We start from the raw sequence: 22,600 nt of genomic DNA on the forward strand, positions 1-22,600 counted from the left end.
CCCCCGGGCGCGCGCCGTGCTATATGCAGGCCGCAACTTGAACTTTTCCGGCGGGATCTCCGTTATCGCTCATGAGTGAAGTTCGAAGGGGAGTGCCAAATCCTTGGCCCCGACGGACAGCGAGCTGGTGGCCCGATGCCTCCAGCAGGATGAATATGCCTGGCAGCTGCTGGTGGAACGGCACTCCCACCGGATCCTCAACATCGCCTTCCAGTTCACCGGCAGGCGCGAGGAAGCCGAAGATCTGGCTCAGGAGATCTTCCTTCGGGTCTTTCGATCCCTGCGCCGGTTCGACTTGAACACGGTCTTCCTTCCGTGGCTCGTGCGGGTCAGCCGGAACCTCTGCATCGACGAGTACCGGAGCCGGGCGCGGGAAAAGGCCTCCCTCACCGGCGACGAGCCCGATCCGGAGCGCACCGCCGATCCCGGGGCCGGGCCGCTGAGATCGCTGGAGTCCCGGGAAGTCGAGGGGCGCGTGCGGCGGGGACTCGACCAACTCTCCGAGGAGCTTCGCGTGGCGCTGATTCTCAGGGATCTTCAAGGCCTCTCCTACGCCGAGATCGCCCAGTCCCTGGAGGTCCCGGAGGGAACGGTCAAGTCGAGGATTCACCGCGCCAGGATAGAGCTGGCGGAGATACTATCGCGCGAGCCGGGCGGCGCGGATTCGGGAAAAATGAAGATGATGAAGATCCTGGACCCTGGCGAGAGAGGGACGAGCGGGGAGCCGGCATGAACCACGATCAATTCAGGGACCTGCTGAGCGATTACCTGGATCGCGCGCTGCCGCCGGCGCTCCTCCAGGAGTTCGACGCTCACCGCCGGGAGTGCCCCTCGTGCGCCCGAACCGCCTCTCTTCTGGAAGCGGCGCTGCTCGACCTACGGAGCTTTCCCCGGCTCGAGGTTCCCGCCGACTTCACGCTCCGGGTCCTCGAGAAGACGATGCGTCGATCCGCGGCCGCCGGGTCGTGGGAGTTCTTCCGATATCTCTTCGGCCTTCCGAAGCTCTCGCCCGCGGCCGCGGCGCTGCTGCTCGCGCTGCCCGTCCTCTTCTTGGCGGGAACGCGGGACGGCCGGCAGCTCAGCCGCGAGATCAACATGGCGGGACATCGCGCCTACAGCGACGCGATCCGCCTGGCGGCGCGGAAGAGCGATCTTCGGGAAAGCGCCGCCTCGGTCGGCAAGAGAATTCCGGGACAGCTCGAGGAGGGCGTCGACTGGTTCCGGCAACGCCTGGGAAGCGGCGAAACGGAAAAGCCCAAGCCGCGGCCCGGGGAACCGAATCAGCGAAGCTTCCGTTCCCTCGAGAGAAGCCCGAGCGCCTGAGGCGCTCGCGACACGTCGAAGGAGAAACCTGAATGAAGTGCTACTACCATCCCGAAACCGAGGCGGTCCAGGAGTGCCGGCTGTGCAACCATCCCCTCTGTCCCGCCTGCGTCGTCCTGGTGAAGGGAGCGCCGTATTGTCCCGACTGCCTGCAGGCGCGCGTCGAAGGGCCCGCGGTCCCCGACGCGCCCGTGGCCGCCGGCGGGGAGTATCGATCGCCGCGCGCCGCCGGATGGCTTTCGGTCATGCCGGGACTGGGGCTTCTCTACCTGGGGCAGTACATGAAGGCGCTGGTGATCGGCCTCGTTTTCATGGGCGCCATCCATTTCGCCGATCGAAGCGACGCGGGGGGATTCCTCGTCCCCCTCGTCTGGTTCGGACAGATCTTTTACGCGGTGCAGGAAGCGAAACGGCTCAACCGGAGGCGCGCCGGAAGCGCCGAGGCCGTCGAGTCCGACCTCGACGAGGCGAAGGACTCTCCGTTGTGGGGCGGGATCCTGATCGGGCTGGGGACGCTTTTCCTGCTGGATCAGTTCGACCTGATCCGGTTCACCGACATCTTCGAGAAGTTCTGGCCGGTCCTGATCATCGGGCTGGGGCTGCAGATTCTTCTGCGCGGACGCAGGAAGGGGATGGATCCCTCCCGGCCCTGATCGCGCGCGCCTCAGGAAGCCTGTTTCTTGTCTTCCCTCTCTTCCAGCAGAACGTAGCCCGCGCCGCCAGCGAAGATGCGATACGTCTTTCCTTCCGCCGGCATCCAGGGCGTCCGCCGCTCCGCGACTTCGGCGATCGGGAACCAGAAGGGGTGGCGGCGCGCCAGGTAGGAGAGGGCGAAGGTTCCCGAGACGCTCGCCCGCGAGTCGGCCGGACGGTCCTGCGATCCCGACGCGGCCGAGGTCCCCAGCGCCGACTCGATGCGGTGTCCCGGGTAAAAGCCGAGCCAGTGCGGACCGACGCGCCAGCGCAGCGATTCTCCCGCCAGCGACCAGCGCGCACCCGGAAGATCGGCCTCGAGGCTGCGGGCTCCTGGATAGTCCTCCTTCATCTCGAACTTGAGACGGATCCTCCCAGGCTGCGAGGCTTCGACGCGGACCTTGCCCATCTCGCGGGGCCCGCGCGCTCTCTGGAAGCCGCCCTGGAGCGCCGACGCCACGAGCAAGGCCGTGCCCAACAGCGCGATCGCTGAGCATCCGAGCGCGAAGAGGAAATAGTCGGAGGCCGAGCCCTTCAGGTACGGCTTACCGCGACGGAACTTCCGCGACAGCATCCGCAGGGAGCCCGACCCGAATCGGATGGCATAGTAGAAGGTCGGGACCGCAAGCGCGAGACCGATCACCGTGAGGCGGCCGAGCGGAGGGAGATTCACCGACCTTCCCGTTCGCGGCGGGCCAGCAGGCGGCTCACCGCCGCGATCCAGCGTCCCGCCACGGCGGCGTCCATAGCGGCGGCGCAGCCCGAGAGCTCCGCCGATGTCCCGGGATCGGCCGGGACCGGGGAGCCGGTTGCGGGGCCGGCGTCCGATCGAGCCAGATCCGGCTCGATCACCAGGTCGAGCGCGTGCAATCCGTGGAGATTTCCCGATCTCCGCAGGCGCGCCAGAATCTCGTCCCGATGCGCCGCGACTTCGTCCCGCCAGCGCGCGTCGGGAACCGCGACGAGCAGCCTGCCTCCCGAGATCCCGCGCGGCGCGGCGGTGCGCGCCACCGCCGGGCCGACGGCGCGCCACCACTCCCCCAGGAGAATCACCGAGCCGGGCGTTCCGGAAGAGCCGGAACCGGTCGGCGGAGCGAAACGGGGAATCTCCATGCCACCTCCTGGCGCGGCCAGTCTAGGAGGACCGCCCGCCGCTGTCAACGGATCCGAGCGCTCTTGACGCCGGCCCCCGGGCGCGCCATGATTCCCTCCGGCGCCCCGTGCCCGGAGCCTCGATGACGTCTGCGAACGATCCAGGTCACTGCCGGTTCCTCTCGAGCCTGGGAGGGATCTACCAGTGCGCCGATCTCGTCTACCGCGAGGGCTTCTGCCGTTTCCACTTCGAAGCCTTCCTCAAGGGAGAGGTCCAGGCCAACGGCCAGATCGACGAGCGGGTGTCGGATCAGCACCGGCGCCGCGACATCAACTACCACGGCCTCCCGCCGGAGGCGGTCTCCCCGGCGCCCGATCCCACTCAACGCTGATACTTCTGCACCGCCCGGGTGTGCTCCTCGAGATTCGAGGAGAAGGTATGCCGGCCGTTGTTCATCGAGACGAAAAACAGGTACTCCGTCCGATCGGGGAACAGGGCCGCCTGCAGCGCGCCTTTTCCCGGATTGGCGATCGGGCCGGGCGGCAGTCCCGGATAGGCGTAGGTGTTGTATCGCGAATCGAGCTCCAGGTCCCGGCGCGTGATGAAACCGTGGTAACGGCCCCGCATCGCCAGCGCGTAGATGATCGTCGGATCGCATTGAAGTTTCATTCCCTTTGCCATCCGGTTGTGGAACACCGAGGAGACCAGGCCTCGCTCCTCGGGACGCGCGGTTTCCTTCTCGATCAGAGAGGCGAGGGTCACCGCGTCGCGCATCGTGAGGCGCACGGCGCGGGCCTGCTCGTTCCACTCCGGCGTCCAGAGGCCCAGGTGATGATCGACCATCTGCTCGACGATTTGCCGGGAGGTCGCCCCGCGGGCGAGAAGGTAGGTGTCGGGGAACAGGTAGCCCTCCAGGTCCGTCGCGGCGGCATCCAGCGCCGCGATCTTGGAAACATCCTGGAACGCCTCGTGGAATTCCTCTTCCGATCCGAACCCTTCGCGGAGGAAAATCGAGAAGATGTCGGCGCTGCGCAGTCCCTCGGGAACGGTCACCTTGTGATAGAAGATCTCCCCCCGGATCAGCTTGTCGAGAACCTGTGGCGCGGTCAGGGGACGTTCGAACAGGTACTCCCCCGCCTTCAAGTCGCCGGTGTGCCCCGTGGCGAGCAGGTAGATTCTCCCGAACGGCCCGGAGCGGATCACCCCCCGCTGCTCCAGGATGCGCAGAACGTCCTGCGCGGGACGACGCGGGATCTCCAGGACGAGACGGCGCCCCGCGTAGCCGCGGTAAGGCACCGACGACCACAGATAATAGAAGACAAGGCCCATCATCACCGGAGTCCAGAGGAAGACTCCGAGGAAGATCAGGATCGTCTTCACGGTAGAGCGGGCGCGCGAGCGCTCCCGGCGCGTCCCCCGGCGCGGCGCCGCGGTCATCCCGGCTCTCCCGGCGCGCCGGCCGCGTCGAGAAAGCCCTGCAGGATGAGACTCGCGGCCATTCCGTCGATCACTTCCTTGCGGCGCGCGCGGCTCACATCCGCCTCGATGAGCCGGCGCTCCGCTTCCCGCGTGGTGAGGCGCTCATCCCAGGTGACGACCGGAACCTTCGTGGTTCCCCGCAGACGGCGCACCAGATCCATCGCCCGCTCGGCGCTCTTCCCCGGGGTCCCGTCCAGGCGCACGGGAAGCCCGACCACGACCCGGGCGACCTCGTGCTCCTCGAGCAGCGCCCGGATCCGGGCCAGGTCCTTCTTCCAGCTGGCGCGCTCGATGGGCGGAAGCGGAGAGGCGGTCCAACCCAGCGGATCGCTCAAGGCCACCCCGATGCGGCGCTCGCCCACGTCCAGCCCCAGGCACCGACTCATTCCTTCCTCCCGAACGTTTCCGGCGCTTCGCCGGGCCGCCGCATTATGGCCGATCCGGGTCCCGCCTTGACAGCTCCCTACGCGGCGGTAGAATCCCCGCCATGACCGGCGCGCCGCCGACCTTCCGCCAGAAGACCCTACTTCTCCTGCAAGAGCTGCAAGAGCTTCTCCAGGAGCGCGGAGCCCTGCCCGCCGAGGAAGTCTGTCGCGTGCTGCTCCGGGTCCCGCGGATCCAGCCGGCGATCGCGGCGCGGATCGTCGGGGAGATCGTCTCGGGGGACCGGCGGTTCCGGTTCGTTCCCGATGGCTCCATCGTCCTGGCGACGAGCCCGACGCTGCCTTCCGGACCTCTGCGGGCGGCGAGCTTCACCGTCGTGGACCTGGAGACGACCGGCGGCTCCCACGCGAGCGATCGAATCCTCGAGGTGGGCGCCGTGCGCGTCGAAAACGGCCGAATCGGAGAGTCCTTCGCCTCGCTGATCAATCCGGGCGTGCCGATTCCGCCCTTCGTCGCCTCCATGACCGGGATCGACGACGGCATGGTCGCCGCCGCCCCGTCGTTCGCCGCGGTGGCCGAGAGCCTCTCGGCCTTCATCGGCGAAACGGTGTTCGTCGCCCACAACCTCCCCTTCGATCTCGGGTTCCTCAATCGCGAGCTCGAGAGAAGCTCCGGGTTCATCCTGTCCAATCCCTCCCTGTGCACCGTCCGGCTGGGCCGCCGCCTCCTTCCGAACCTCCCGGATCGGCGGCTCGACACCCTCGCCGACTATTATGGATTCACGTTCGCGGGGAGGCATCGCGCCCTGGGCGACGCCGCGGTGACCGCCCGCCTCCTCCTGAAGTTCATCGGATTGCTCGAAGAGCGGGGCGTGGAGGATCTCGTCGGGGTGGAGGCGTTCCTGGCGGGCGGGGCGGGGGAAACGGAAGAGCGGATCAGCGACGGGAGCCCCCGGCCGCGGCCCCGGCGCCCGGATCCGTCTTCCAATGGCGGATCTTGATCATGTACGCGGTCGGATCGAAGTCGGGGCTGTTCTCCGGGGTGTGGCAGGGGCGGCAGGTATCGAGATTCGCCGCGCCGTATCCCTTCCCGACCGTCTCCGGGTGGCCCTTGCCCGGGCCGTGGCACGACTCGCATTGCACGTTCATCAAGTCGGGAGTCGATTTGGCGTTGACGTAGCCCGTGGGCTTCCGAAAGCCGGTGGTGTGGCAGCCGACGCATTCCGGATTGTAGTCCTGGTGCTTTTCCTCCAGGATGCGGAATGCATGAGCGTGCTTCGTTTCCTCCCAGATCCGGTATTCCTCGGCGTGGCAGTCCTTGCACGCGCCGGATTGAACGTATGCGGCGCCCTCGTACATCGCGATCATCTTCTTGACGTCGACCAGGGGCGCTTCCTTCCGGTTGATCTCGTTGATCGCCAGCCGGTTCGCCGTCACGAGATCCATGATCGCCGAATCGTCCGGCACGTTCTTTCCAAGGTTCACCAGGATCGGATTCAGCCGGGGCGGCTTTCCCGGGTCCAGGAAAACGCGGATCTCCCCGAGCTTCTTGCCCTGATTGCCGGCGTAGACGATGCGCGAAGGCGGAGTGTTCGGCCCGGCGGGAATCTCCTCGGTCGTCTGGACGGCGCCGAATCCGCCCAGGAGGGCATCGATTCCCGGAACCTCCTTGGAAAGCGCCTTGGCCTCTTCGAGCTCCAGCGTCACCAGCGCGACGACCAGATCCGATTTCTTTTTCAGGGCGGGAACCGCCCGGCGCGCCGCCTCGACCGGATCGGAGGTGACGATGCGCCGGCCCTCGGGGGTCTTCTGGGAGAAGCCGGCGTTCTGCCGCGCCAGGCCGAGAATCCCGAGGCGAATCTTGCCTTTCTTGGCTCCTGGGGCGCCCGCCCCGGAGCGCGGGACGCTGAGAATCAAGGTGGGCTGCAGGAACGGCTCGCCGCTGTCCTGATACACCATATTGGCGCTCACGAACGGGAAGCTCGCCTTTTTCATCTCCTGCTGCAGTCGATCGAGACCGAAGTTGACCTCCCGCTCCCCGAGGTTCACGGCGGCATAGCCGATCCGCGTCATCCCTTCGGTGAGCGTCTGGGTGTTCTTCAGCCCTGCGGCGCTGCTGTCGCCGAAGTAGTCGCCCGCGTCGAGCCAGACCACAGGAGTGTTGGGGAAGGTTTTCTTGAGCTCCTTGCCGTAACCCGCCCGCCGGGCGAGTCCTCCCGAGGGGTTGTGCGGTCAGCCACAGGGTTCGGTCCAGCCCATCACCTCGCCGGCGTAGAGGATCACGAGATCCGGTATGGGGCCTTGCTGGACCGAGGAGCCGACTGGAAGGGTGGCGGAGGGAGGAGCGGCGGGCTCGCCCGGGCCCGCGGCCGCCACGCCGAGCGCCGACGCCAGAAGGAGGCCAGCCCCGGCGAGGATCGCCAGGACACCTCGGGGCCAAAGATTTCTGCTTACCACCTCTCCCCCGAAATGGAAATCATTATAATGTCTGCATTCGGGGAGTTCAATGCTCCGCCGGAGCGTCGCGGAAGACGAGCGGCGCGCCGGGCCGCGGAGCGGCTCCCGGGAGGCGAAGGATGGCGGCGTCGAGCGGCAGGATTCTCCTCTGGACTCTCCTCGGAGGCGTGTTCGGAACCGCCCTGGGGGAGATCCTCGGCCGTCTCCTCCCGGTGAACTCGCTGACCCGGTTCCTGACCGCCAGCGTCGCCCTGGGCACGTCCCATCCCCTGACGCTCGATCTGAGAATCGCGGAATTGACCTTGGGCATGCTGCTGCGGGTGAGCCTTCTCGGATTGGTCGGAACCGCGGTCGTTTTCATCGCGCAATTGAAGCGCTCGTGAAGGACACGATGATTCCTCTGGATCGGCCTCTCATCCTCGCTTCCGCTTCCTCCCGGCGTTGCGAGCTGCTGCGCTCGGCGGGCCTGCAATTCACCCAGCGGCCCTCCCGGATCGCCGAGGAGATCCTGCCGGGCGAGACGCCGGAGAGCTTCGTGCTTCGGATGGCCCGGGAGAAGGCGGATCGCGTCCGGCCCGACGCGCCCGAGCGCAGCCTCGTGCTCGGCTGCGACACGGTGGTGGTCGCGGGAAGCAGGCTCCTCGGGAAGCCGCGCGATCGGGCCGATGGCCGGAGGATGCTGCGCTCCTTGATGGGCCGATCCCACCTGGTGCTCAGCGGCATCGCGATGCTCCTTCTTCCCGAGGCGCAGTGGGCCGTGGGGGTATCCGAGACCCGGGTCACGTTCCAGACGATCCCGTCTGCCGCGCTGGAGGCCTACCTCGACACCGGTGAGTACGCCGACAAAGCGGGAGCCTATGCCCTCCAGGGAGCCGCCGCCTTTTTCGTCGACAAGATCGAAGGCAGCGCCGCCAACGTCATCGGGCTGCCGCTCGATCTGCTGCCCCGCCTGTTTCGCGAGCTGGGGCTCTGGTTTCCGGAGGCCTGAGCCCGCCGCCTCCCCCCGCCCCCGCGTCGCTCCTCCTCTTCTTGATCCCGGCCCGGCGGGACCCTACATTGGCACGGAAGAGCCTCTCCGCCTTCAGGATGGCCCGATACCATGGAAACGAGTCTTCTCGATGATTACGAAAAAGAGATCCGGATCCGGATCGCCGGGAAGGAGTTCGTGGTTCCGGAGAACAACACCTTGCTGCGGATCCTGCAGCACCTCTCCTTCGAGATCTCGTACAGCCGTTTCTGCTGGAACGGCGATTGCCACAATTGCATCTTCGCCTACCGCGCGGGAGCCCTCGAGAAGAAGGCTCTCGCCTGCCGCGTCAAAGTGACGGAAGGAATGGAGATCTGCGGGCTGCCCGAGGGAATTTCCTTTAACTAGCGCTTACGCCTCGCCCTTCGAGGCGGCCGGAGTCCACCGGAGGATCGGCTTGCGCGCCGCGGCCGCCTCGTCGAGCCGGCCGATCGGTGTGCTGTGCGGCGCCGTCCGGAGAATCTCGGGATCCTCCTCCGCTTCCCGGGCGATCCGGATCATCGCCTCGATGAAGGCGTCGAGCTCCCGAATCCCTTCGCTCTCGGTCGGCTCGATCATCAGCGCCCCTTTCACAATCAGCGGGAAGTAGATCGTCGGCGGGTGAAAGCCGTAGTCCATGAGGCGCTTCGCCACGTCGAGGGTCCGCACGCCGTGCTTCTCGAGGTTTCGATCGGAGAAGATCACTTCGTGCAGGGTGGGAGAGGAATAGGGCAGGTGATAGGTGCCTTCGAGCTGCTTGCGGACGTAATTGGCGTTCAGGACGGCGGTCTCGGCGATCTCCCGCAGCCCCGCCGCGCCGTTGGCGAGGATGTAGGCGTAAGCCCGCAGCACCATTCCGAAGTTTCCGTGGAAGGCATGCACCCTGCCGATGGAGTCGGGAAAATCGGAGCGCCACCGGTATCCGGCCTCGGTCCGGACGACCCGGGGCACCGGCAGGAACCGCGCCAGCGGCTCTTTCACGCCGACGGGCCCGCTCCCCGGGCCGCCGCCGCCGTGCGGCGTGGAGAAGGTCTTGTGGAGATTCACGTGCATCACGTCGGCGCCCATGTCGCCCGGACGCGCCACGCCCACGAACGCGTTGAGGTTCGCTCCGTCGAGATAGACCATGCCGCCGCGCTCGTGCACCACCCGGCAGATCTCCCCGATCTCGGTCTCGAAGACTCCCAGAGTGTTCGGATTCGTCAGCATCAGGACCGCGACGTCCTCCGACATGCGCTCCCGGAGGTGCGGCAGATCGACGCAGCCGCGAGGATCGGAGCCGATCTCCTCCACCCGGTATCCGCAGAGATGCGCCGAGGCGGGGTTGGTCCCGTGGGCCGAGTCGGGAATCAGGACGACCTGCCGCGGGTTGCCGCGGCTTTCGTGGAAGGCGCGCACCATCCGGATCCCGGTCAGCTCCCCCTGGGCCCCGGCAGCGGGCTGCAGCGTGAAGGCGTCCATTCCGGCGATCTCGCACAGGAACCTCTCCAGCTCGGAGAGCACCCGGAGGCTGCCCTGCGCCGCCTCTTCCGGAACGAGCGGATGGGCCTCCGCGAAGCCCTCCAGCCGCGCCGCTTTCTCGTTCACCTTCGGGTTGTATTTCATCGTGCACGAGCCGAGGGGATAGAGCCCCTCGTCGTTCCCATAGTTGAGCCGCGAGATGCGGGTGAAGTGGCGCACCACCTCGCGCTCCGACAGCTCGGGAAATCCCTCGATCGTCTCGCGGGTGAATCGGGGATCGAGCGGAGCGGCGGCGGGCACTTGCGCGGCCGGAACCTCGCAGCCCCGCTTCCCGGGGGTGCTTTGCTCGAACAGCAGCCCCTCCGGCCGCTTCGGAGGGACCTTCGGCACGCTCATCGGGCCTCCCCCAGGGCCTCGGCGAGGCGGTCGATCTGGCTTTTGGAGTTCACCTCGGTGAACGCCAGGAGAAGATCGCGCTTTCGTTCCGGGAAGTAGTCGGCGAGCGGCAGCCCCGCCACGATCCCCTCGCGGAGCAGCGCCCGATGCAGCGGTTTCGCCTCGCGCGGCAGCTCGAGGACGAATTCGTTGAAGGTCGGACCGCCGTGCGGGATGCGGCAGCCCGGAATCCGGGAGAGCCTCGATTTGGCGTACTCCGCGCGGGCCCGGTTGAGGTCGGCCAGATCCCTCATCCCCTGCTTCCCGAGCGTCGCGAGGAAGATCGAGGCGGCGAGCATGCACAGCCCCTGGTTCGTGCAGATGTTCGAGGTGGCCCGCTCGCGTCGGATGTGTTGCTCGCGCGTCGCCAGCGTGAGCACGTAGCCCGTCCTCCCCGCGCCGTCCCGCGCCTGTCCGACGAGTCTTCCCGGAAGCTCCCGGAGGAAGTCGGAGCGGATCGCCATGAACCCCAGGTACGGCCCTCCGAAAGAGAGGGGGACGCCGAGCGACTGCGCCTCCCCGAGGACGGCGTCGGCGCCCTGGCTGCCGGGCCCCTTCAGCAATCCCAGGCTGACGGCCTCGTTCACGACCACGAGCAGCAGCGCGCCGGCGCGGTGGGCTGCCTCGGCGATCGGCTCCACCTCCTCCAGCCGGCCCAGGAAGTTGGGCTGCTGGATCACGACCGCCGCGGTCTCCGGATCGAGGCTCTGCGCCAGGCGGCCTGGATCGACGAGACCGTCCGCCCCGGAAGGAAGCGTCTCGATCCGGAGGTCGAGGCGCGAGGTGAGCGTCGCCGCGACCTTGAGATACTCCGGATGGACGGTCGAGGCGGCCACGATCCGGCGGCGCCGCCGGGCCCGGTGGGCGAGCAGGATGCCTTCTCCGAGCGCCGAGGCCCCGTCGTAAAGCGACGCGTTGGCGACGTCCAGGGAAGTGAGCTGGCAGATCAGCGTCTGGAATTCGAAGATCGCCTGCAGCGTCCCCTGGCTGAACTCGGGCTGATAAGGAGTGTACGAGGAATAGAACTCGGAACGGGAGATCAGGTGATCGACGACCGCCGGAATGAAGTGGCGGTAGGCTCCCGCCCCCAGGAACACCGCGGCCTCGCGGGGATCGAGGTTCTGCTCGGACAGGCCGCGAAGATGCTCGACGAGATCGGCCTCCGGCATCGGATCCGGAAGGCTCAGCGGGCGCTCGAGCCGGAACTCACGGGGAATCGAGTCGAACAGCTCTCCGGCGTGGCGCAGCCCGATGGCTTCGAGCAGACGCCGGCGCTCTCCGGGGCTGGACGGAATGTAGCGCACGTCCTACTCGCCCTCCTCCACATGGCTGCGATAGGCCTCCGACGACAGCAAGCCATCGACCTCCGGCCGGTCTCCCACGCGGACTTTCACGAGCCAGCCATCCCCGTAGGGATCGCCGTTGACTTTCTCGGGATGATCCCGGAGAGCCTCGTTGACCTCCACCACTTCTCCCGAGACGGGCGCGTAGATTTCGGAGACGGCCTTCACCGATTCGATCGTCCCGAGCTCCTCTCCCGCCGCCAGGGCCCGCCCCTTCTCCGGAAGATCCACGAAGACCACGTCCCCCAGCTCCGACTGGGCGTACTCGGTGATGCCGATGATGCCCACGCCCCCCTCCAGGCGCACCCATTCGTGCTCCCGGGTGTACTTGCGATCCGAGGGATAGCCCTGGCGCTTTTCGCTCATGCCCGCCTCTTGTAGAAAGGAGTCTTCACGATGATCCCGGGCACCGCCGCGTCCCGGATGACCACTTCGATCCGCTGGCCGATCCGGGCCGAGCCGGCCGGGGCGTAGCCGAGCCCGATGTTCTTCTTCAGAAAGGGGGCGTAGCTGCCGCTCGTCACGCTCCCCGATTCGCGCCCTTCGACGCGCAGGGGATAGCCGTGCCGGGCGATGCCGCGTCCCGTCATCTCGAAGCCGATCAGCCGTTTCGTCACGCCGCGCTCGTGCTGCTCGCGCAGGATGGCGGAACCGAGAAACTCCCCTTTCGCGAATTTCACCATGAACCCCAATCCCGCCTCGAGGGGCGTGACCGTTTCGTCGATGTCGTTTCCGTAAAGCGGCAGCCGGGCTTCCAGACGCAGCGTGTCGCGGGCCCCGAGGCCGCAGGGAGCGATGCCCTCCCCCTTGCCGGCTTCCAGAAGCACGTTCCACACCGTCTCGGCGCGCCCGGGCGGCAGATAGATCTCGAAGCCGTCCTCCCCGGTATATCCGGTCCGGGAAAGGATCGCCCGGGCCCCGGCGACCTCCGCTTCGACGAAGTGATACGAGCGGATCGCGCCGACCTCCGCGCCGGTCACGCGCGCCAGAATCGCGCCGGCGAGCGGCCCCTGCAGCGCCAGTTGGGCGTAGGCATCGCTTACGTCCGCCACGTCCGCCCGAAGCCGGGCGGCGCTCGCCCGCACGTAGGAGAAGTCCTTGGCCGTGTTGGACGAGTTGACGCAGAGGAGGAACCGCTCGGGCTCCAGCCGGTAGATCAGGACGTCGTCCACGAACGTCGCCTGCGGCGTGAGCAGGGCGCTGTACTGGGCCTGGCCCGGGGCCAGCGACGCGACGTCGTTGGGAGTGAGATGCTGCAGGAGGGCGAGCGCCTCCGTGCCGGTGATCTCGATCTCTCCCATGTGACTGACGTCGAAGAGCCCCGCCCGCGCGCGGACGGCCAGATGCTCCTCGATCACCGATTGGAACTGGACCGGCATCTCCCAGCCCGCGAAATCGACGAGGCGGGCTCCCAAGCGGCGGATCGCGTCGTTGAGAGGAGTCTTCCGCAGACCGGTCACCTCGGACCGCAACGATTTCTCCGATGAATCTCTTCCAGGGAGGCCGCATACTAGCGCACGCCCGAGGGGGGTGTCAAATGCGCCCGCCGCGGCGAGAATCGGCGTTTAAGCCCAACAAATCAGGGATATTCTCGGCTTCCCCCCGGCCCCCGATCGCGCATCGCGTCACCCAAGTGTCACCCCTTCGTCACCGGTTCTCTTCAAGTTCTCCTCAAACTGGGAGGCGCGTTCGATCCGCCGCCGACGGCGGGCGTCGCACTATAATCGGAGAATCGATCTCGAGGAGACTCCTCATGTCCCAGAGCGTGCTGGTGGTCGACGACGAGCGAGACATCGTCGAGCTCGTCCGCTACCATCTCGTGCAGGCCGGGTTCCGGGTTCATGCCGCGGCGGACGGCAAGCAGGCGCTCGATCTGGCGCGCCGGGAGCGCCCCGATCTCATCGTGCTCGATCTCATGCTTCCCGCCTTTCCCGGCACGGAGGTGGCGCGCCTTCTCCGGCAGGACGAGAAGACCCGCAGGATTCCGATCCTCATGCTCACGGCGCGGGGCGAGGAGGTGGACCGGGTGGTGGGCTTCGAGCTGGGAGCGGACGACTACGTCGTCAAGCCCTTCTCGCCGCGCGAGCTGGTCCTGCGCGTCCAGGCTATCTTGAGGCGGGAAGGGCACGATCCGGAAGAGATCGAAAGGCCCCTCGTCTTCGATCCGCTGGTCATCGATCTCGCGTCGCATTCGGTCCGGCTGAGAGGCAGCGAGGTCGATCTCACTTCCACGGAGTTCAAGCTCCTCCACCGGCTGGCCCGCCGCCCCGGCCGCGCCTTCAGCCGCGAGCAGCTGCTCAGCGAAGTGTGGGGCTACGGGGGCGACGTGGAGACCCGCACCGTCGACACTCATGTCAAGCGTCTCCGGGCGAAGCTCGGCGCGGCGGGAGAGTGGATCCAGACGGTGCGCGGGGTCGGCTACCGCTTCCGGCCCGACGGCTCCGATTCATCCGACTGAAAAGGAACGCCTCTGAGGCTTCGCGACCGTCTGACTCTTTCCTTCGCCCTGGTGGCCGGGCTTTCGACGCTGCTCACCGGCCTGTTCTTCTATCGCATCGTCGGATCCTACCTCTCCGATCGCGCCTCCGCCGAGCTGGGGCTCGAGTCCCGCCTCGTGCAGAGGATGCTGCTCACGGAGAAGGACCTAGCCGCGACGGCGGATGAAAGGGCGGATGAATACGGGCGGGATCTCGGCGTCCGGGTCACGATCGTCGCCGCCGACGGCAAGGTCCTGGGGGATACGGATCTGGACGGGGAGGAGCTGGCGCGCGTCGAGAACCACGGGCACCGGCCGGAAATCGCCGGCGCGCTGCGGGAAGGCGCGGGCACGTCGCAGCGCTACAGCAGCACGCTCGGCCAGACGCTCCTGTACGTCGCTCGCCGCATCGATCCCGACGATGCAAGCCGCGGAGTGGTCCGGCTCGCCCTCCCCCTCACCGCCGTCCGCAGCGCGCGGAGCCACCTTCTTCTCCTCCTGATCCTTCCTCTTCTCCTCTCCGTCCTGTGCGCCGTGGTCCTCGGATGGATGCTGGCCCGCCGCACCGCCCGAAGGCTGGAGGACATGGCGCGCGCCGCCTCGGAGATCGCGGCGGGAAGGAGCGCGGCCCGCGTCCGGCCGGGGGGAAGCGACGAGATGGATCACCTCGCCCGCTCGCTGAACCGGATGGCCGAGGAGCTGGAAAAGAGACTGCTGCTGCTCTCCCGCGAGCGCCACCAGCTCCAGTCGGTCGTCGACGGGATGGTGGAGGGGGTCCTCCTCACCGACGCCGAGGGAACGATCCTGCTGGCGAACGGCGCCTTCGAGAGGATCTTCGACGCCAGCGCGCCCCTCGCGGGAAGGCGTCCGCTGGAGGTGGCGCGGGTGCCGGCCCTGCAGGAGATCCTCGAGCAGGCCCGCCACGCCACGGCCCCTTTCCACCGCGAGATCGCCCTCGGAGGCTCGGCCGACAAGACGCTGCAGGCCAGCCTGGCTCCGGTGCGCGAGGAGGGGCGGATCGTGGGGACGGTGGCCGTGTTCCACGACATCACCGAGCTCAAGCGCCTGGAGAGGGTCCGGCGGGAGTTCGTGGCGAACGTGTCGCACGAGCTGCGGACGCCTCTCACAGCGATCCGGGGATACGCGGAGACGCTGCGGGACGGCGGGTTGAAGGATCCGGAGAAGGCGGCCGAGTTCGTCCGGGTCATCCACCGCCATGCCGAGAGGCTCCAGGCGCTCATCGCCGATCTCCTCGATCTCTCGCGGGTGGAGCAGGGGAAGGCGAAGCTGAGCCTCGGTCCGGTGCCGCTTCGCGACGTCGCGGCGCAGGCGGAGGCGGTGATCCTGCCGCTGGCCCGACGCAAGAATCAGCGAGTGCTCCTCGACCTCCCTGACACTCTCCCCTCTCCGTGGGCCGATCGCGATCGGCTGGCCCAGGTTCTGATCAACCTGATGGACAACGCGGTGAAATTCACGCCGGACGGCGGCGAGATCGTCCTTTCCGGCTCGGCCCGCGAAGGGTACGTCGACCTCCGGGTGACCGACACCGGGATCGGCATCCCGCCCGCCGAGATCGAGCGCGTCTTCGAGCGCTTCTATCGGGTCGAACGGTCGCGCGACCGCCGGGAGGGGGGCACCGGTCTGGGCTTGGCGATCGCCAAGCACCTCACCCTGGCAATGGGGGGGACCCTCGAAGTCGAGAGCACTCCCGGCGAGGGGACCTCCTTCCGGCTCACCCTGCCGGCAGCCTGATCGCGCTGGCCAGCCACCCCACGACAACGCCGCGACCTCGTGACGGGTTCGTCACGCGCCCGCGGCCGGTCGCCCGCGGCCGTCGTCGCCGCTTTCGAGCGCATGCCTTCGCGCAGTACGCACCAGAAACTCGTCACCGAGTTGCCACTCTCACGCCGTAATGCCGTCACCTCACCGTGACATTGTGACGGCCGATTGGGCCGACCGGCGAGGCCGATCGGCCCGCCAAAGGGGAGTGCCGGCAGAAAGGAGGGGCATCGAGACTCGGAAAATGCCGGCCCGGATCCCGGCTTGTCACGTCCCGCTCACACCGTTGTCACGCTTCCGTCACAGAACGGTTCTATCGTCCGGCCTGAAGTCAGGCCCAACGCATGGAGGAATCCGAGCGATGTCCCCGTCGAAGGCCCTCGTCCTGGCCCTGGCCGCTCTCGCGAGCCTCGCACCGGCTTTCAACCAATCGGTTTCCGCGCAGGTCACCCCCGCGGCGGGATACACGGGCGCGGACGACACGCCGACCGTGAAGGTCGGAGGGACCATCTTCACCGACTACACCTATACCGACGAGCCGACCACGCTGGACGTCGATGGGAATGAAATCCATCCCACCGCGTTCGACGTGAAGCGGGCGTACCTCAACGTCACCGGCACGCTGCATCATCTCATCGGCTTTCGCATCACGCCCGACATCGTGCGGGAGACCGGATCGGGCGGCAACGTCGACGGCAGCCTGACCTTCCGGCTCAAGTACGCCTACGGACAGTTCAACTTCGACGACGCCTGGTCGAAAGGATCCTGGGTCCGGCTCGGCCTCCAGCAGACCCCCTACGTCGACTACGCCGAATCGGTCTATCGCTATCGGTTCCAGGGGCCCACGTTCGCCGACGCCGAGAAGTACATCACCTCATCGGATTTCGCCCTGTCGGCCCACTACAACTTCCCCGGCAACTTCGGCGACCTGCACGCCGGCTACTACAACGGCGACGGCTACACCAAGGCCGATCCCAACGATCAGAAGGCGATTCAGATCCGGGCGACGCTGCGGCCCGTCCCGAACGGGGGGATCATCAAAGGGCTGCGGCTCACCGCCTTCTACGACGCCGACCATTACGCCAGCGACGACGCTCGGACCCGACTGATCCTCAACGCCACCTTCGAGCACAAGTACGTGAACGCCAGCGTCGAGCATCTCGACGCCAAGGACCAGCTCACCGCCGCCGCGCCGGAAATCGAAGGAAAAGGGTGGTCGGTGTGGGTCGTGCCGAAGTTCACCAGAACCCCTCAATCCCGCGATGGCTCCCCGCCCCCCGCGGCGGTGGGACAATGGGAGATGCTCCTTCGGTGGGATCGGTTGAAGCCCGACACGGACGTGGAGGCCGAGAAGGAGCGGAAGATCGCGGGGGTGGCCTACTGGTTCGCGATTCAGAGGCCGGTCGCCGCGTCCCTGCTGCTGGACTATGAAGAAGTCACCTACGATCCCTTGCTGGCGAAGCCCGATGAGAAGCGTTACGCCCTGCACGCTCTTTTCAACTTCTAGCGCCGCGGCGCTCTTTCAGACGAGGTCGATGACGATGAAGATGCTCTCGAGGGTCTTCCTGGTCCTGCTCCTGGTTCTCGGCTGCACCTCGCCTCCTCCGCCGATCGCCGCGCCCATGCAGATCAACGGCGCCGGCGCGACGTTCCCCTACCCGATCTACTCCAAGTGGTTCTCCGAATACAACAAGCTCCATCCCGACGTGCAGATCAACTACCAGTCGATCGGCTCGGGAGGAGGCATCCGGCAGCTCTCCAATCAGACCGTCTTCTTCGGGGCCACCGACGGCCCGATGACCCCCGAGCAGCAGCTCGGAGCCCCCGGGCCCATCCTGCACTTTCCGACGGTCCTGGGCGCGGTGGTTCCCGTCTACAACCTGCCCGGGGTCGACGCCGAGCTCAAGTTTTCCGGCCAGGTCCTCGCCGACATCTTCCTGGGGAAGATCACCAAGTGGAACGACCCCGCCCTGGCCAAGGACAATCCGTCGGTGAGTCTCCCGGCCCAGGAGATCACCGTCGTCCATCGCTCCGACGGCTCGGGCACTTCCTACATCTGGTGCGAATACCTCTCCAAGGTATCGCCCGAATACCGCAAGACGGTGGGCGTGGCCACGGCGGTGAACTGGCCCGTCGGACTGGGCGGCAAAGGGAACGAAGGGGTGGCCGGGCTCGTCAAGCAGACTCCCGCCTCCCTCGGATACGTCGAGCTGATCTACGCGCTGCAGAACAAGATCCCTTTCGGCTCGGTGCGCAACGCCGACGGGGAGTTCGTCCGGGCGTCGGTCGAAGCGGTCACGGCCGCGGCCGCCTCAGCCGCCACGAAGATGCCCGCCGATTTCCGCGTCTCGATCACCAACGCCCCGGGAAAAGGCGTCTATCCGGTCTCCTCGTTCACCTGGCTGCTGTATTATCAGAACCCCAAGGACAAGCAGCGCGGCCGGATCATGGTGGACTTCCTGAAGTGGGCGCTCAGCGACGGACAGCGCTTCGCCGGCGAGCTGGGGTACGCCCCGCTTCCCGAGGCGGTCGTGAAGCTCGAGATGGCCGCGCTGGGCAAGGTCAAGACGAAGTAGATCTCGAGAGGCTCCGATGCCTTGGGTTTCGCCGTCCTCGACGAGCTCGCGGGAAGGAAAGGCGTTCCGATGGGTGACCGGAGCGGCGGCGGCTCTCGTTCTCCTCGCCGTGGCCGGGATCGCCGTGACCCTGACGCGCGACTCGTGGCTTTCGATCCAGAAGTTTGGCTTGAGCTTCTGGAGGACTACGATCTGGGATCCGGTCGCCGGACAATTCGGCGCCCTTCCCTTCCTCTGGGGAACGCTCTACTCGTCGCTGCTGGCGCTGCTCCTGTCGACGCCGATCGCGCTGGGCATCGCGATCTTCCTGTCCGAGATCTCGCCGCACGCCCTGAAGCGGCCGCTGGTGTTCCTCACCGAGCTGCTGGCCGCCATCCCCTCCATCGTCTACGGCATGTGGGGGATCTTCGTCCTCGTCCCTGCGGTACGAATCCTGGAGGCGCACGTCCCGGGATGGCTGCGGGCGACGCCGTTCTTCAGCGGCCCTCCTTTGGGGATCGGGCTTCTGGCGGCGTCCCTGGTCCTGTCGGTGATGATCATTCCGTTCACGGCGAGCGTTGCGCGGGAGATCCTCAAGGCGGTGCCGTTCCATCAGAGGGAGGCGGCTTACGCGCTCGGCGCCACGCGCTGGGAGGCGATCCGAATGACCCTCTATTACGGGCGGACCGGAATCCTGGGAGCGATCATGCTGGGCCTGGGAAGAGCCCTGGGGGAGACGATGGCCGTGACGATGGTGATCGGGAACAATCCTCAGATCTCTCTTTCGCTGTTCGCTCCCCAGTACACGATGGCCGCCGTCCTGGCCAACGAATTCACCGAAGCGGCGGATGATCTCTATCTCCACGCACTCGTGGAGATCGGCCTCGTCCTGTTCATCGTCACGGTGGCCATCAATTCCCTGTCCCGGCTCTTGATCTGGCGCGTGGGCGGCGCCGGAAAGCGCTCGGCCAGCGCTTCGGCGGTTCTCGGATGAGGCTCGTGCGCCATCCGATCCGGCGAAAGGCGGTGTCGGCCGCGTTCGTGGTTTTCTGCGGCGCCTCCGTCCTCCTCGCCTTGATTCCGCTCGCCTTCATCCTGTTCTTCGTCCTGAAGCAAGGCCTTCCCTCCCTGAGCCTCGATTTCTTCACACGGACGCCCCAGCCCGTGGGAGAGGCGGGCGGGGGAATGGCCAACGCGATGGTCGGAACGGTGGTGCTGATCGGCATCGCCGCCCTCCTGGCCGTCCCCGTCGGGGTCCTCACGGGAATCTACCTCTCGGAATACCGTAAGAGCTCCCTGTCGACGGCGGCCCGCTTCGCCGCCGACGTCCTGAACGGAGTCCCGTCGATCGTCGTCGGGATCTTCGCCTATGGCCTGGCGGTCCTTCCCTTCCGGAGGTTCTCCGCGCTGGCGGGAGGGCTGGCGCTCGGGGTGATGATGATCCCGCTCATCGTCCGGACCACGGAGGAGCTGCTGAACCTGGTTCCCGAGACCCTGCGCGAGGGGGCCTTGGCCCTCGGGGCGACGCGGGCGCGGGCGGTTTTCCGTGTTATCCTCCCGGCGGCGCTTCCCGGCATCCTGACGGGAGTGCTGGTGGCGCTCGCGCGCATCGCGGGCGAGACGGCGCCGCTGCTGTTCACCTCGTTCAACAACCGGTACTGGTCGACCCGTCTCGACCAGCCGATGGCGTCGCTGACGGTGCAGATATTCACCTACGCCATCTCCCCATACGAGGACTGGCACCGGCAGGCCTGGGCCGGCGCGACGGTCTTGATCTTCGCCGTCCTCCTGTTCTCGATCCTGGCCCGCGTCGCCACCGCGCGTCTCGAGAGGATGCACCGCCCATGATGCGGACCTCCGCCCCCGAGCGGCCGATGCCTCCGATGGTCCGCCCGATGCCTCCGGAAGGACGCGAAGGGCAATCCCGCGGCGAGCCCTCCGGCGTCTCGCGGGTGTCGATCCAGAACCTGAGCTTCTATTACGGCGACCGGCGGGCCCTGGCTGGAATCTCCCTGGAGGTTCCCGACCGCAGCGTCACCGCCATCATCGGCCCTTCCGGTTGCGGCAAGTCGACGCTCATCAAGTCGATCAACCGGATCGCCGAGATCGGCACCACGATTCGGGTCGAAGGAGAGGTGCTCTTCGACGGCAAGGACGTCTACGCGCCGGGCACCGATCTCGTGGATCTGCGCCGGCGCGTCGGCATGCTGTTCCAGAAACCGAACCCCTTCCCCAAATCGATCTTCGAGAACGTCGCCTTCGGCCCCCGGATCCATCGAAGCGCGCGGCGCTCCGATCTGGAGGGGGTCGTCGAGAAGAGCCTGAGGCAGGCGGCGCTGTGGGAAGAGGTCCGCGACCGGCTCCACACGTCCGCCATCGCCCTTTCGGGAGGCCAGCAGCAGCGTCTCTGCCTGGCCCGGGTGCTGGCGGTGGATCCCGAGGTGATCCTCATGGACGAGCCCTGTTCCGCCCTCGACCCGATCTCCACCGCCCGCATCGAGGAGCTGATCGAGGAGCTGCGCAAGAGCTACACGGTCGTGATCGTCACGCATAACATGCAGCAGGCGGCCCGCGTCTCCGATCGGACCGCCTTCCTCTTGAGCGGCGAGCTGATCGAAATGGGCGACACCGCCAAGATCTTCACGAACCCCTCGGATCGCCGCACCGAGGATTACATCACCGGCCGATTCGGCTAGACGGAGGAGCGCTCCGCGTGGAACACACCAGCCGGCAGTACGAGCGGGAGCTGCAGGAGCTGAAGGACAAGATTCTTCTGCTCGGCGGCACGGTCGAGATGATGATCGCCTCCGCCATGAAGTCGCTGCTGAACCGTGATTCCGATCTGGCCCGCAGCGTCATCGCCTCGGATCCGCGCGTCGACAACGCGGAGCTCGAAATCGATCACCTTTCGGTGAGCCTTCTGGCGCTCCGGCAGCCCGCCGCCTCCGATCTCCGCTTCATCACGACCGCCCTGAAGATCGTCACCGACCTCGAGCGCATCGGCGATCTCACGGTGAACATCGCGGAGCGGGCGATCGAGCTGAACGAGGAGCCGCCGCTCAAGCCGTACATCGACGTCCCCCGGATGGCCTCGACCGCGGCGGGGATGGTCCACCAGGCGCTGGACGCCTTCGTGAACCGCAACCCGGCCGAGGCCCAGGAAGTGCTCAGCCAGGACGAGGGCGTGGATCGGCTCAACGTCCAGCTGTTCCGCGAGCTCTTGACCTACATGATCGAGGATCCCAAGAGCGTCACCCGCGCCCTGCGGATCACGTTCATCGCCAAGTATCTCGAGCGCGTCGCCGATCACGCCACGAACATCGCCCAGATGGTGATCTACCTCTGTGAAGGCCGCGACGTCCGGCATCCCTCCGCCGCGAAGCTCCCGCCGGGCGGCTCGACGCCCGCGGCGCCCTGAGGGCCGGCTCCCGCCTCCACGCCCCGCAAGGCATCCTCCCGCTCCGGTCCGCGCGGCGCCGCGTCGTCCCGAATTTGTCACCTCTGCGCCTCCCCGCCGCAACATCGCTCCCGTAGATTCCGGGCGCATTCATCGCGCTCCGATGCCGCTCTTCAGCTAGCCCATGACGACGCCTCAGAAGAGGGGGAATCACCAGCATGAAAGGGACACTGCGAAAGCTCCGGCGCCTCGGGCTCCTCGGCGGGATCGTCTTGGCAGCGTCGCTCCCGGCGGCGGCCGCCTCCATCCCGATCACCGGCAACATCACCACCAGCACGACCTGGACGGCCGACAACGAGTACCTGCTTGAGACCGTGATCTACGTGACCAACGGCGCAACGCTGACGATCGAGCCGGGAACGGTGGTGCGCGGCTGGCCCGACTCGATGACTCCCGGCACGAACGATCCCGGCACGCTGGTGATCACGCGCGGCTCGAAGATCAACGCTCTGGGCACCGGGTTGAAGCCGATCGTCTTCACCAACATCGACGACGACAACATCGGGTCGAATCCGGGATCGTTCCCCTACGACAGCCCCGAGGACGCGCTGAGCGTGACGGGGACGTGGGGCGGCTTGATCCTGCTCGGCCGCACCTACGTGGCCAACAACACCACGACCGGGCCGAACGCCTCGCGCGAGGTCCAGATCGAGGGGCTCA

At 67.1% G+C, this 22,600-nt stretch carries 27 protein-coding genes; 17 read left to right on the forward strand and 10 right to left on the reverse strand.

The window, feature by feature from the left end:
• The first annotated feature begins 103 nt into the window (after positions 1-103).
• The 3 genes from VGR67_06715 to VGR67_06725 are packed head-to-tail and all read left to right on the forward strand — an operon-like array spanning position 104 to position 1,976.
• Complete coding sequence (locus VGR67_06715) at positions 104-733, forward strand: RNA polymerase sigma factor (GenBank protein ID HEV8336085.1); 630 nt, start codon at positions 104-106, stop codon at positions 731-733.
• Positions 730-1,323, forward strand: coding sequence for a zf-HC2 domain-containing protein (locus tag VGR67_06720; GenBank protein HEV8336086.1), 594 nt, complete (start codon positions 730-732; stop codon positions 1,321-1,323). Before VGR67_06715 ends, VGR67_06720 begins: the two co-directional genes overlap by 4 nt.
• A gap of 32 nt (positions 1,324-1,355) precedes the next feature.
• Positions 1,356-1,976 (forward strand): DUF5668 domain-containing protein, encoded by a 621-nt coding sequence (locus VGR67_06725; protein ID HEV8336087.1) that lies wholly within the window; start codon positions 1,356-1,358, stop codon positions 1,974-1,976.
• 11 nt (positions 1,977-1,987) lie between these two features.
• Here VGR67_06725 and VGR67_06730 read toward each other — a convergent pair whose 3' ends face one another.
• Together VGR67_06730 and VGR67_06735 are read right to left on the reverse strand one after the other, a co-directional pair.
• Positions 1,988-2,689 carry a hypothetical protein gene (locus tag VGR67_06730; GenBank protein ID HEV8336088.1) on the reverse strand — a complete coding sequence of 234 codons (702 nt, stop codon included), beginning with the start codon at positions 2,687-2,689 and terminating at the stop codon, positions 1,988-1,990.
• Positions 2,686-3,129 (reverse strand): DciA family protein, encoded by a 444-nt coding sequence (locus VGR67_06735; GenBank protein HEV8336089.1) that lies wholly within the window; start codon positions 3,127-3,129, stop codon positions 2,686-2,688. Before VGR67_06735 ends, VGR67_06730 begins: the two co-directional genes overlap by 4 nt.
• Positions 3,130-3,251: 122 nt before the next feature.
• On the opposite strand from VGR67_06735, the gene VGR67_06740 reads away from it, so the two are divergent.
• Positions 3,252-3,500, forward strand: coding sequence for a hypothetical protein (locus VGR67_06740; protein ID HEV8336090.1), 249 nt, complete (start codon positions 3,252-3,254; stop codon positions 3,498-3,500).
• On the opposite strand, the gene mltG is transcribed toward VGR67_06740, so the two are convergent.
• Together mltG and ruvX are read right to left on the reverse strand one after the other, a co-directional pair.
• Positions 3,491-4,546 carry an endolytic transglycosylase MltG gene (gene mltG, locus VGR67_06745; protein HEV8336091.1) on the reverse strand — a complete coding sequence of 352 codons (1,056 nt, stop codon included), beginning with the start codon at positions 4,544-4,546 and terminating at the stop codon, positions 3,491-3,493. The genes VGR67_06740 and mltG overlap by 10 nt on opposite strands.
• Positions 4,543-4,974, reverse strand: a complete 432-nt coding sequence (gene ruvX, locus VGR67_06750) for a Holliday junction resolvase RuvX (protein HEV8336092.1) — start codon at positions 4,972-4,974, stop codon at positions 4,543-4,545. Before ruvX ends, mltG begins: the two co-directional genes overlap by 4 nt.
• Before the next feature lie 101 nt (positions 4,975-5,075).
• Between ruvX and VGR67_06755 the strand changes: the two genes are divergently transcribed.
• Positions 5,076-5,972: an exonuclease domain-containing protein gene (locus tag VGR67_06755; protein ID HEV8336093.1), complete on the forward strand. Its 897-nt coding sequence runs from the start codon at positions 5,076-5,078 to the stop codon at positions 5,970-5,972.
• Here the strand turns inward: VGR67_06755 and VGR67_06760 are convergent.
• Together VGR67_06760 and VGR67_06765 are read right to left on the reverse strand one after the other, a co-directional pair.
• Positions 5,908-7,125 (reverse strand): multiheme c-type cytochrome, encoded by a 1,218-nt coding sequence (locus VGR67_06760; protein HEV8336094.1) that lies wholly within the window; start codon positions 7,123-7,125, stop codon positions 5,908-5,910. The genes VGR67_06755 and VGR67_06760 overlap by 65 nt on opposite strands.
• A gap of 78 nt (positions 7,126-7,203) precedes the next feature.
• On the reverse strand, positions 7,204-7,428 hold the full coding sequence (locus VGR67_06765; protein ID HEV8336095.1) for a hypothetical protein: 225 nt from the start codon (positions 7,426-7,428) through the stop codon (positions 7,204-7,206).
• A gap of 119 nt (positions 7,429-7,547) precedes the next feature.
• Here VGR67_06765 and VGR67_06770 point away from each other — a divergent pair, with 119 nt between their 5' ends.
• The 3 genes from VGR67_06770 (at position 7,548) to VGR67_06780 (ending at position 8,803) form a co-directional block, all read left to right on the forward strand.
• The gene (locus VGR67_06770) at positions 7,548-7,811 is read left to right on the forward strand and encodes a DUF4321 domain-containing protein (GenBank protein ID HEV8336096.1); all 264 of its coding nucleotides are present in this window, start codon (positions 7,548-7,550) and stop codon (positions 7,809-7,811) included.
• Positions 7,808-8,416 carry a Maf family protein gene (locus VGR67_06775; GenBank protein ID HEV8336097.1) on the forward strand — a complete coding sequence of 203 codons (609 nt, stop codon included), beginning with the start codon at positions 7,808-7,810 and terminating at the stop codon, positions 8,414-8,416. Before VGR67_06770 ends, VGR67_06775 begins: the two co-directional genes overlap by 4 nt.
• 111 nt (positions 8,417-8,527) lie before the next feature.
• Positions 8,528-8,803, forward strand: coding sequence for a 2Fe-2S iron-sulfur cluster-binding protein (locus tag VGR67_06780; protein HEV8336098.1), 276 nt, complete (start codon positions 8,528-8,530; stop codon positions 8,801-8,803).
• A 3-nt stretch (positions 8,804-8,806) separates the two neighbouring features.
• On the opposite strand, the gene gcvPB is transcribed toward VGR67_06780, so the two are convergent.
• Genes gcvPB through gcvT form a run of 4 tightly spaced genes read right to left on the reverse strand, consistent with a single transcriptional unit; the run spans position 8,807 to position 13,133 of the window.
• Entirely contained in the window at positions 8,807-10,291 is a 1,485-nt protein-coding gene (gene gcvPB, locus VGR67_06785; GenBank protein HEV8336099.1) for an aminomethyl-transferring glycine dehydrogenase subunit GcvPB, read from the reverse strand.
• The gene (gcvPA, locus tag VGR67_06790; protein ID HEV8336100.1) at positions 10,288-11,634 is read right to left on the reverse strand and encodes an aminomethyl-transferring glycine dehydrogenase subunit GcvPA; all 1,347 of its coding nucleotides are present in this window, start codon (positions 11,632-11,634) and stop codon (positions 10,288-10,290) included. Before gcvPA ends, gcvPB begins: the two co-directional genes overlap by 4 nt.
• 3 nt (positions 11,635-11,637) lie before the next feature.
• Complete coding sequence (gene gcvH, locus VGR67_06795) at positions 11,638-12,039, reverse strand: glycine cleavage system protein GcvH (protein ID HEV8336101.1); 402 nt, start codon at positions 12,037-12,039, stop codon at positions 11,638-11,640.
• Positions 12,036-13,133 carry a glycine cleavage system aminomethyltransferase GcvT gene (gcvT, locus tag VGR67_06800; GenBank protein ID HEV8336102.1) on the reverse strand — a complete coding sequence of 366 codons (1,098 nt, stop codon included), beginning with the start codon at positions 13,131-13,133 and terminating at the stop codon, positions 12,036-12,038. The genes gcvH and gcvT overlap by 4 nt, the downstream gene beginning before the upstream one ends.
• Before the next feature lie 293 nt (positions 13,134-13,426).
• Here gcvT and VGR67_06805 point away from each other — a divergent pair, with 293 nt between their 5' ends.
• From VGR67_06805 to VGR67_06845, 9 genes are all read left to right on the forward strand, one after another.
• Complete coding sequence (locus tag VGR67_06805) at positions 13,427-14,131, forward strand: response regulator transcription factor (GenBank protein ID HEV8336103.1); 705 nt, start codon at positions 13,427-13,429, stop codon at positions 14,129-14,131.
• Positions 14,132-14,182: 51 nt separating this feature from the next.
• Positions 14,183-15,901 carry an ATP-binding protein gene (locus VGR67_06810; GenBank protein HEV8336104.1) on the forward strand — a complete coding sequence of 573 codons (1,719 nt, stop codon included), beginning with the start codon at positions 14,183-14,185 and terminating at the stop codon, positions 15,899-15,901.
• A 388-nt stretch (positions 15,902-16,289) separates the two neighbouring features.
• Positions 16,290-17,435 (forward strand): porin, encoded by a 1,146-nt coding sequence (locus VGR67_06815; GenBank protein HEV8336105.1) that lies wholly within the window; start codon positions 16,290-16,292, stop codon positions 17,433-17,435.
• Positions 17,436-17,463: 28 nt separating this feature from the next.
• Positions 17,464-18,504: a phosphate ABC transporter substrate-binding protein PstS gene (gene pstS / locus VGR67_06820; GenBank protein ID HEV8336106.1), complete on the forward strand. Its 1,041-nt coding sequence runs from the start codon at positions 17,464-17,466 to the stop codon at positions 18,502-18,504.
• A 16-nt stretch (positions 18,505-18,520) separates the two neighbouring features.
• Positions 18,521-19,477 (forward strand): phosphate ABC transporter permease subunit PstC, encoded by a 957-nt coding sequence (pstC, locus tag VGR67_06825; protein HEV8336107.1) that lies wholly within the window; start codon positions 18,521-18,523, stop codon positions 19,475-19,477.
• 5 nt (positions 19,478-19,482) lie between these two features.
• Positions 19,483-20,331: a phosphate ABC transporter permease PstA gene (pstA, locus tag VGR67_06830; protein ID HEV8336108.1), complete on the forward strand. Its 849-nt coding sequence runs from the start codon at positions 19,483-19,485 to the stop codon at positions 20,329-20,331.
• 47 nt (positions 20,332-20,378) lie between these two features.
• Positions 20,379-21,179: a phosphate ABC transporter ATP-binding protein PstB gene (gene pstB / locus VGR67_06835; protein ID HEV8336109.1), complete on the forward strand. Its 801-nt coding sequence runs from the start codon at positions 20,379-20,381 to the stop codon at positions 21,177-21,179.
• 17 nt (positions 21,180-21,196) lie between these two features.
• Positions 21,197-21,901 (forward strand): phosphate signaling complex protein PhoU, encoded by a 705-nt coding sequence (gene phoU / locus VGR67_06840; protein ID HEV8336110.1) that lies wholly within the window; start codon positions 21,197-21,199, stop codon positions 21,899-21,901.
• 197 nt (positions 21,902-22,098) lie between these two features.
• The coding region (locus VGR67_06845) for a hypothetical protein (GenBank protein HEV8336111.1) at positions 22,099-22,600 on the forward strand (502 nt) is incomplete at its 3' end.

The sequence above is a fragment of the Candidatus Polarisedimenticolia bacterium genome (assembly GCA_036004685.1).
In the GTDB taxonomy this organism is placed as follows: Bacteria; Acidobacteriota; Polarisedimenticolia; order Gp22-AA2; family AA152; genus DASYRE01.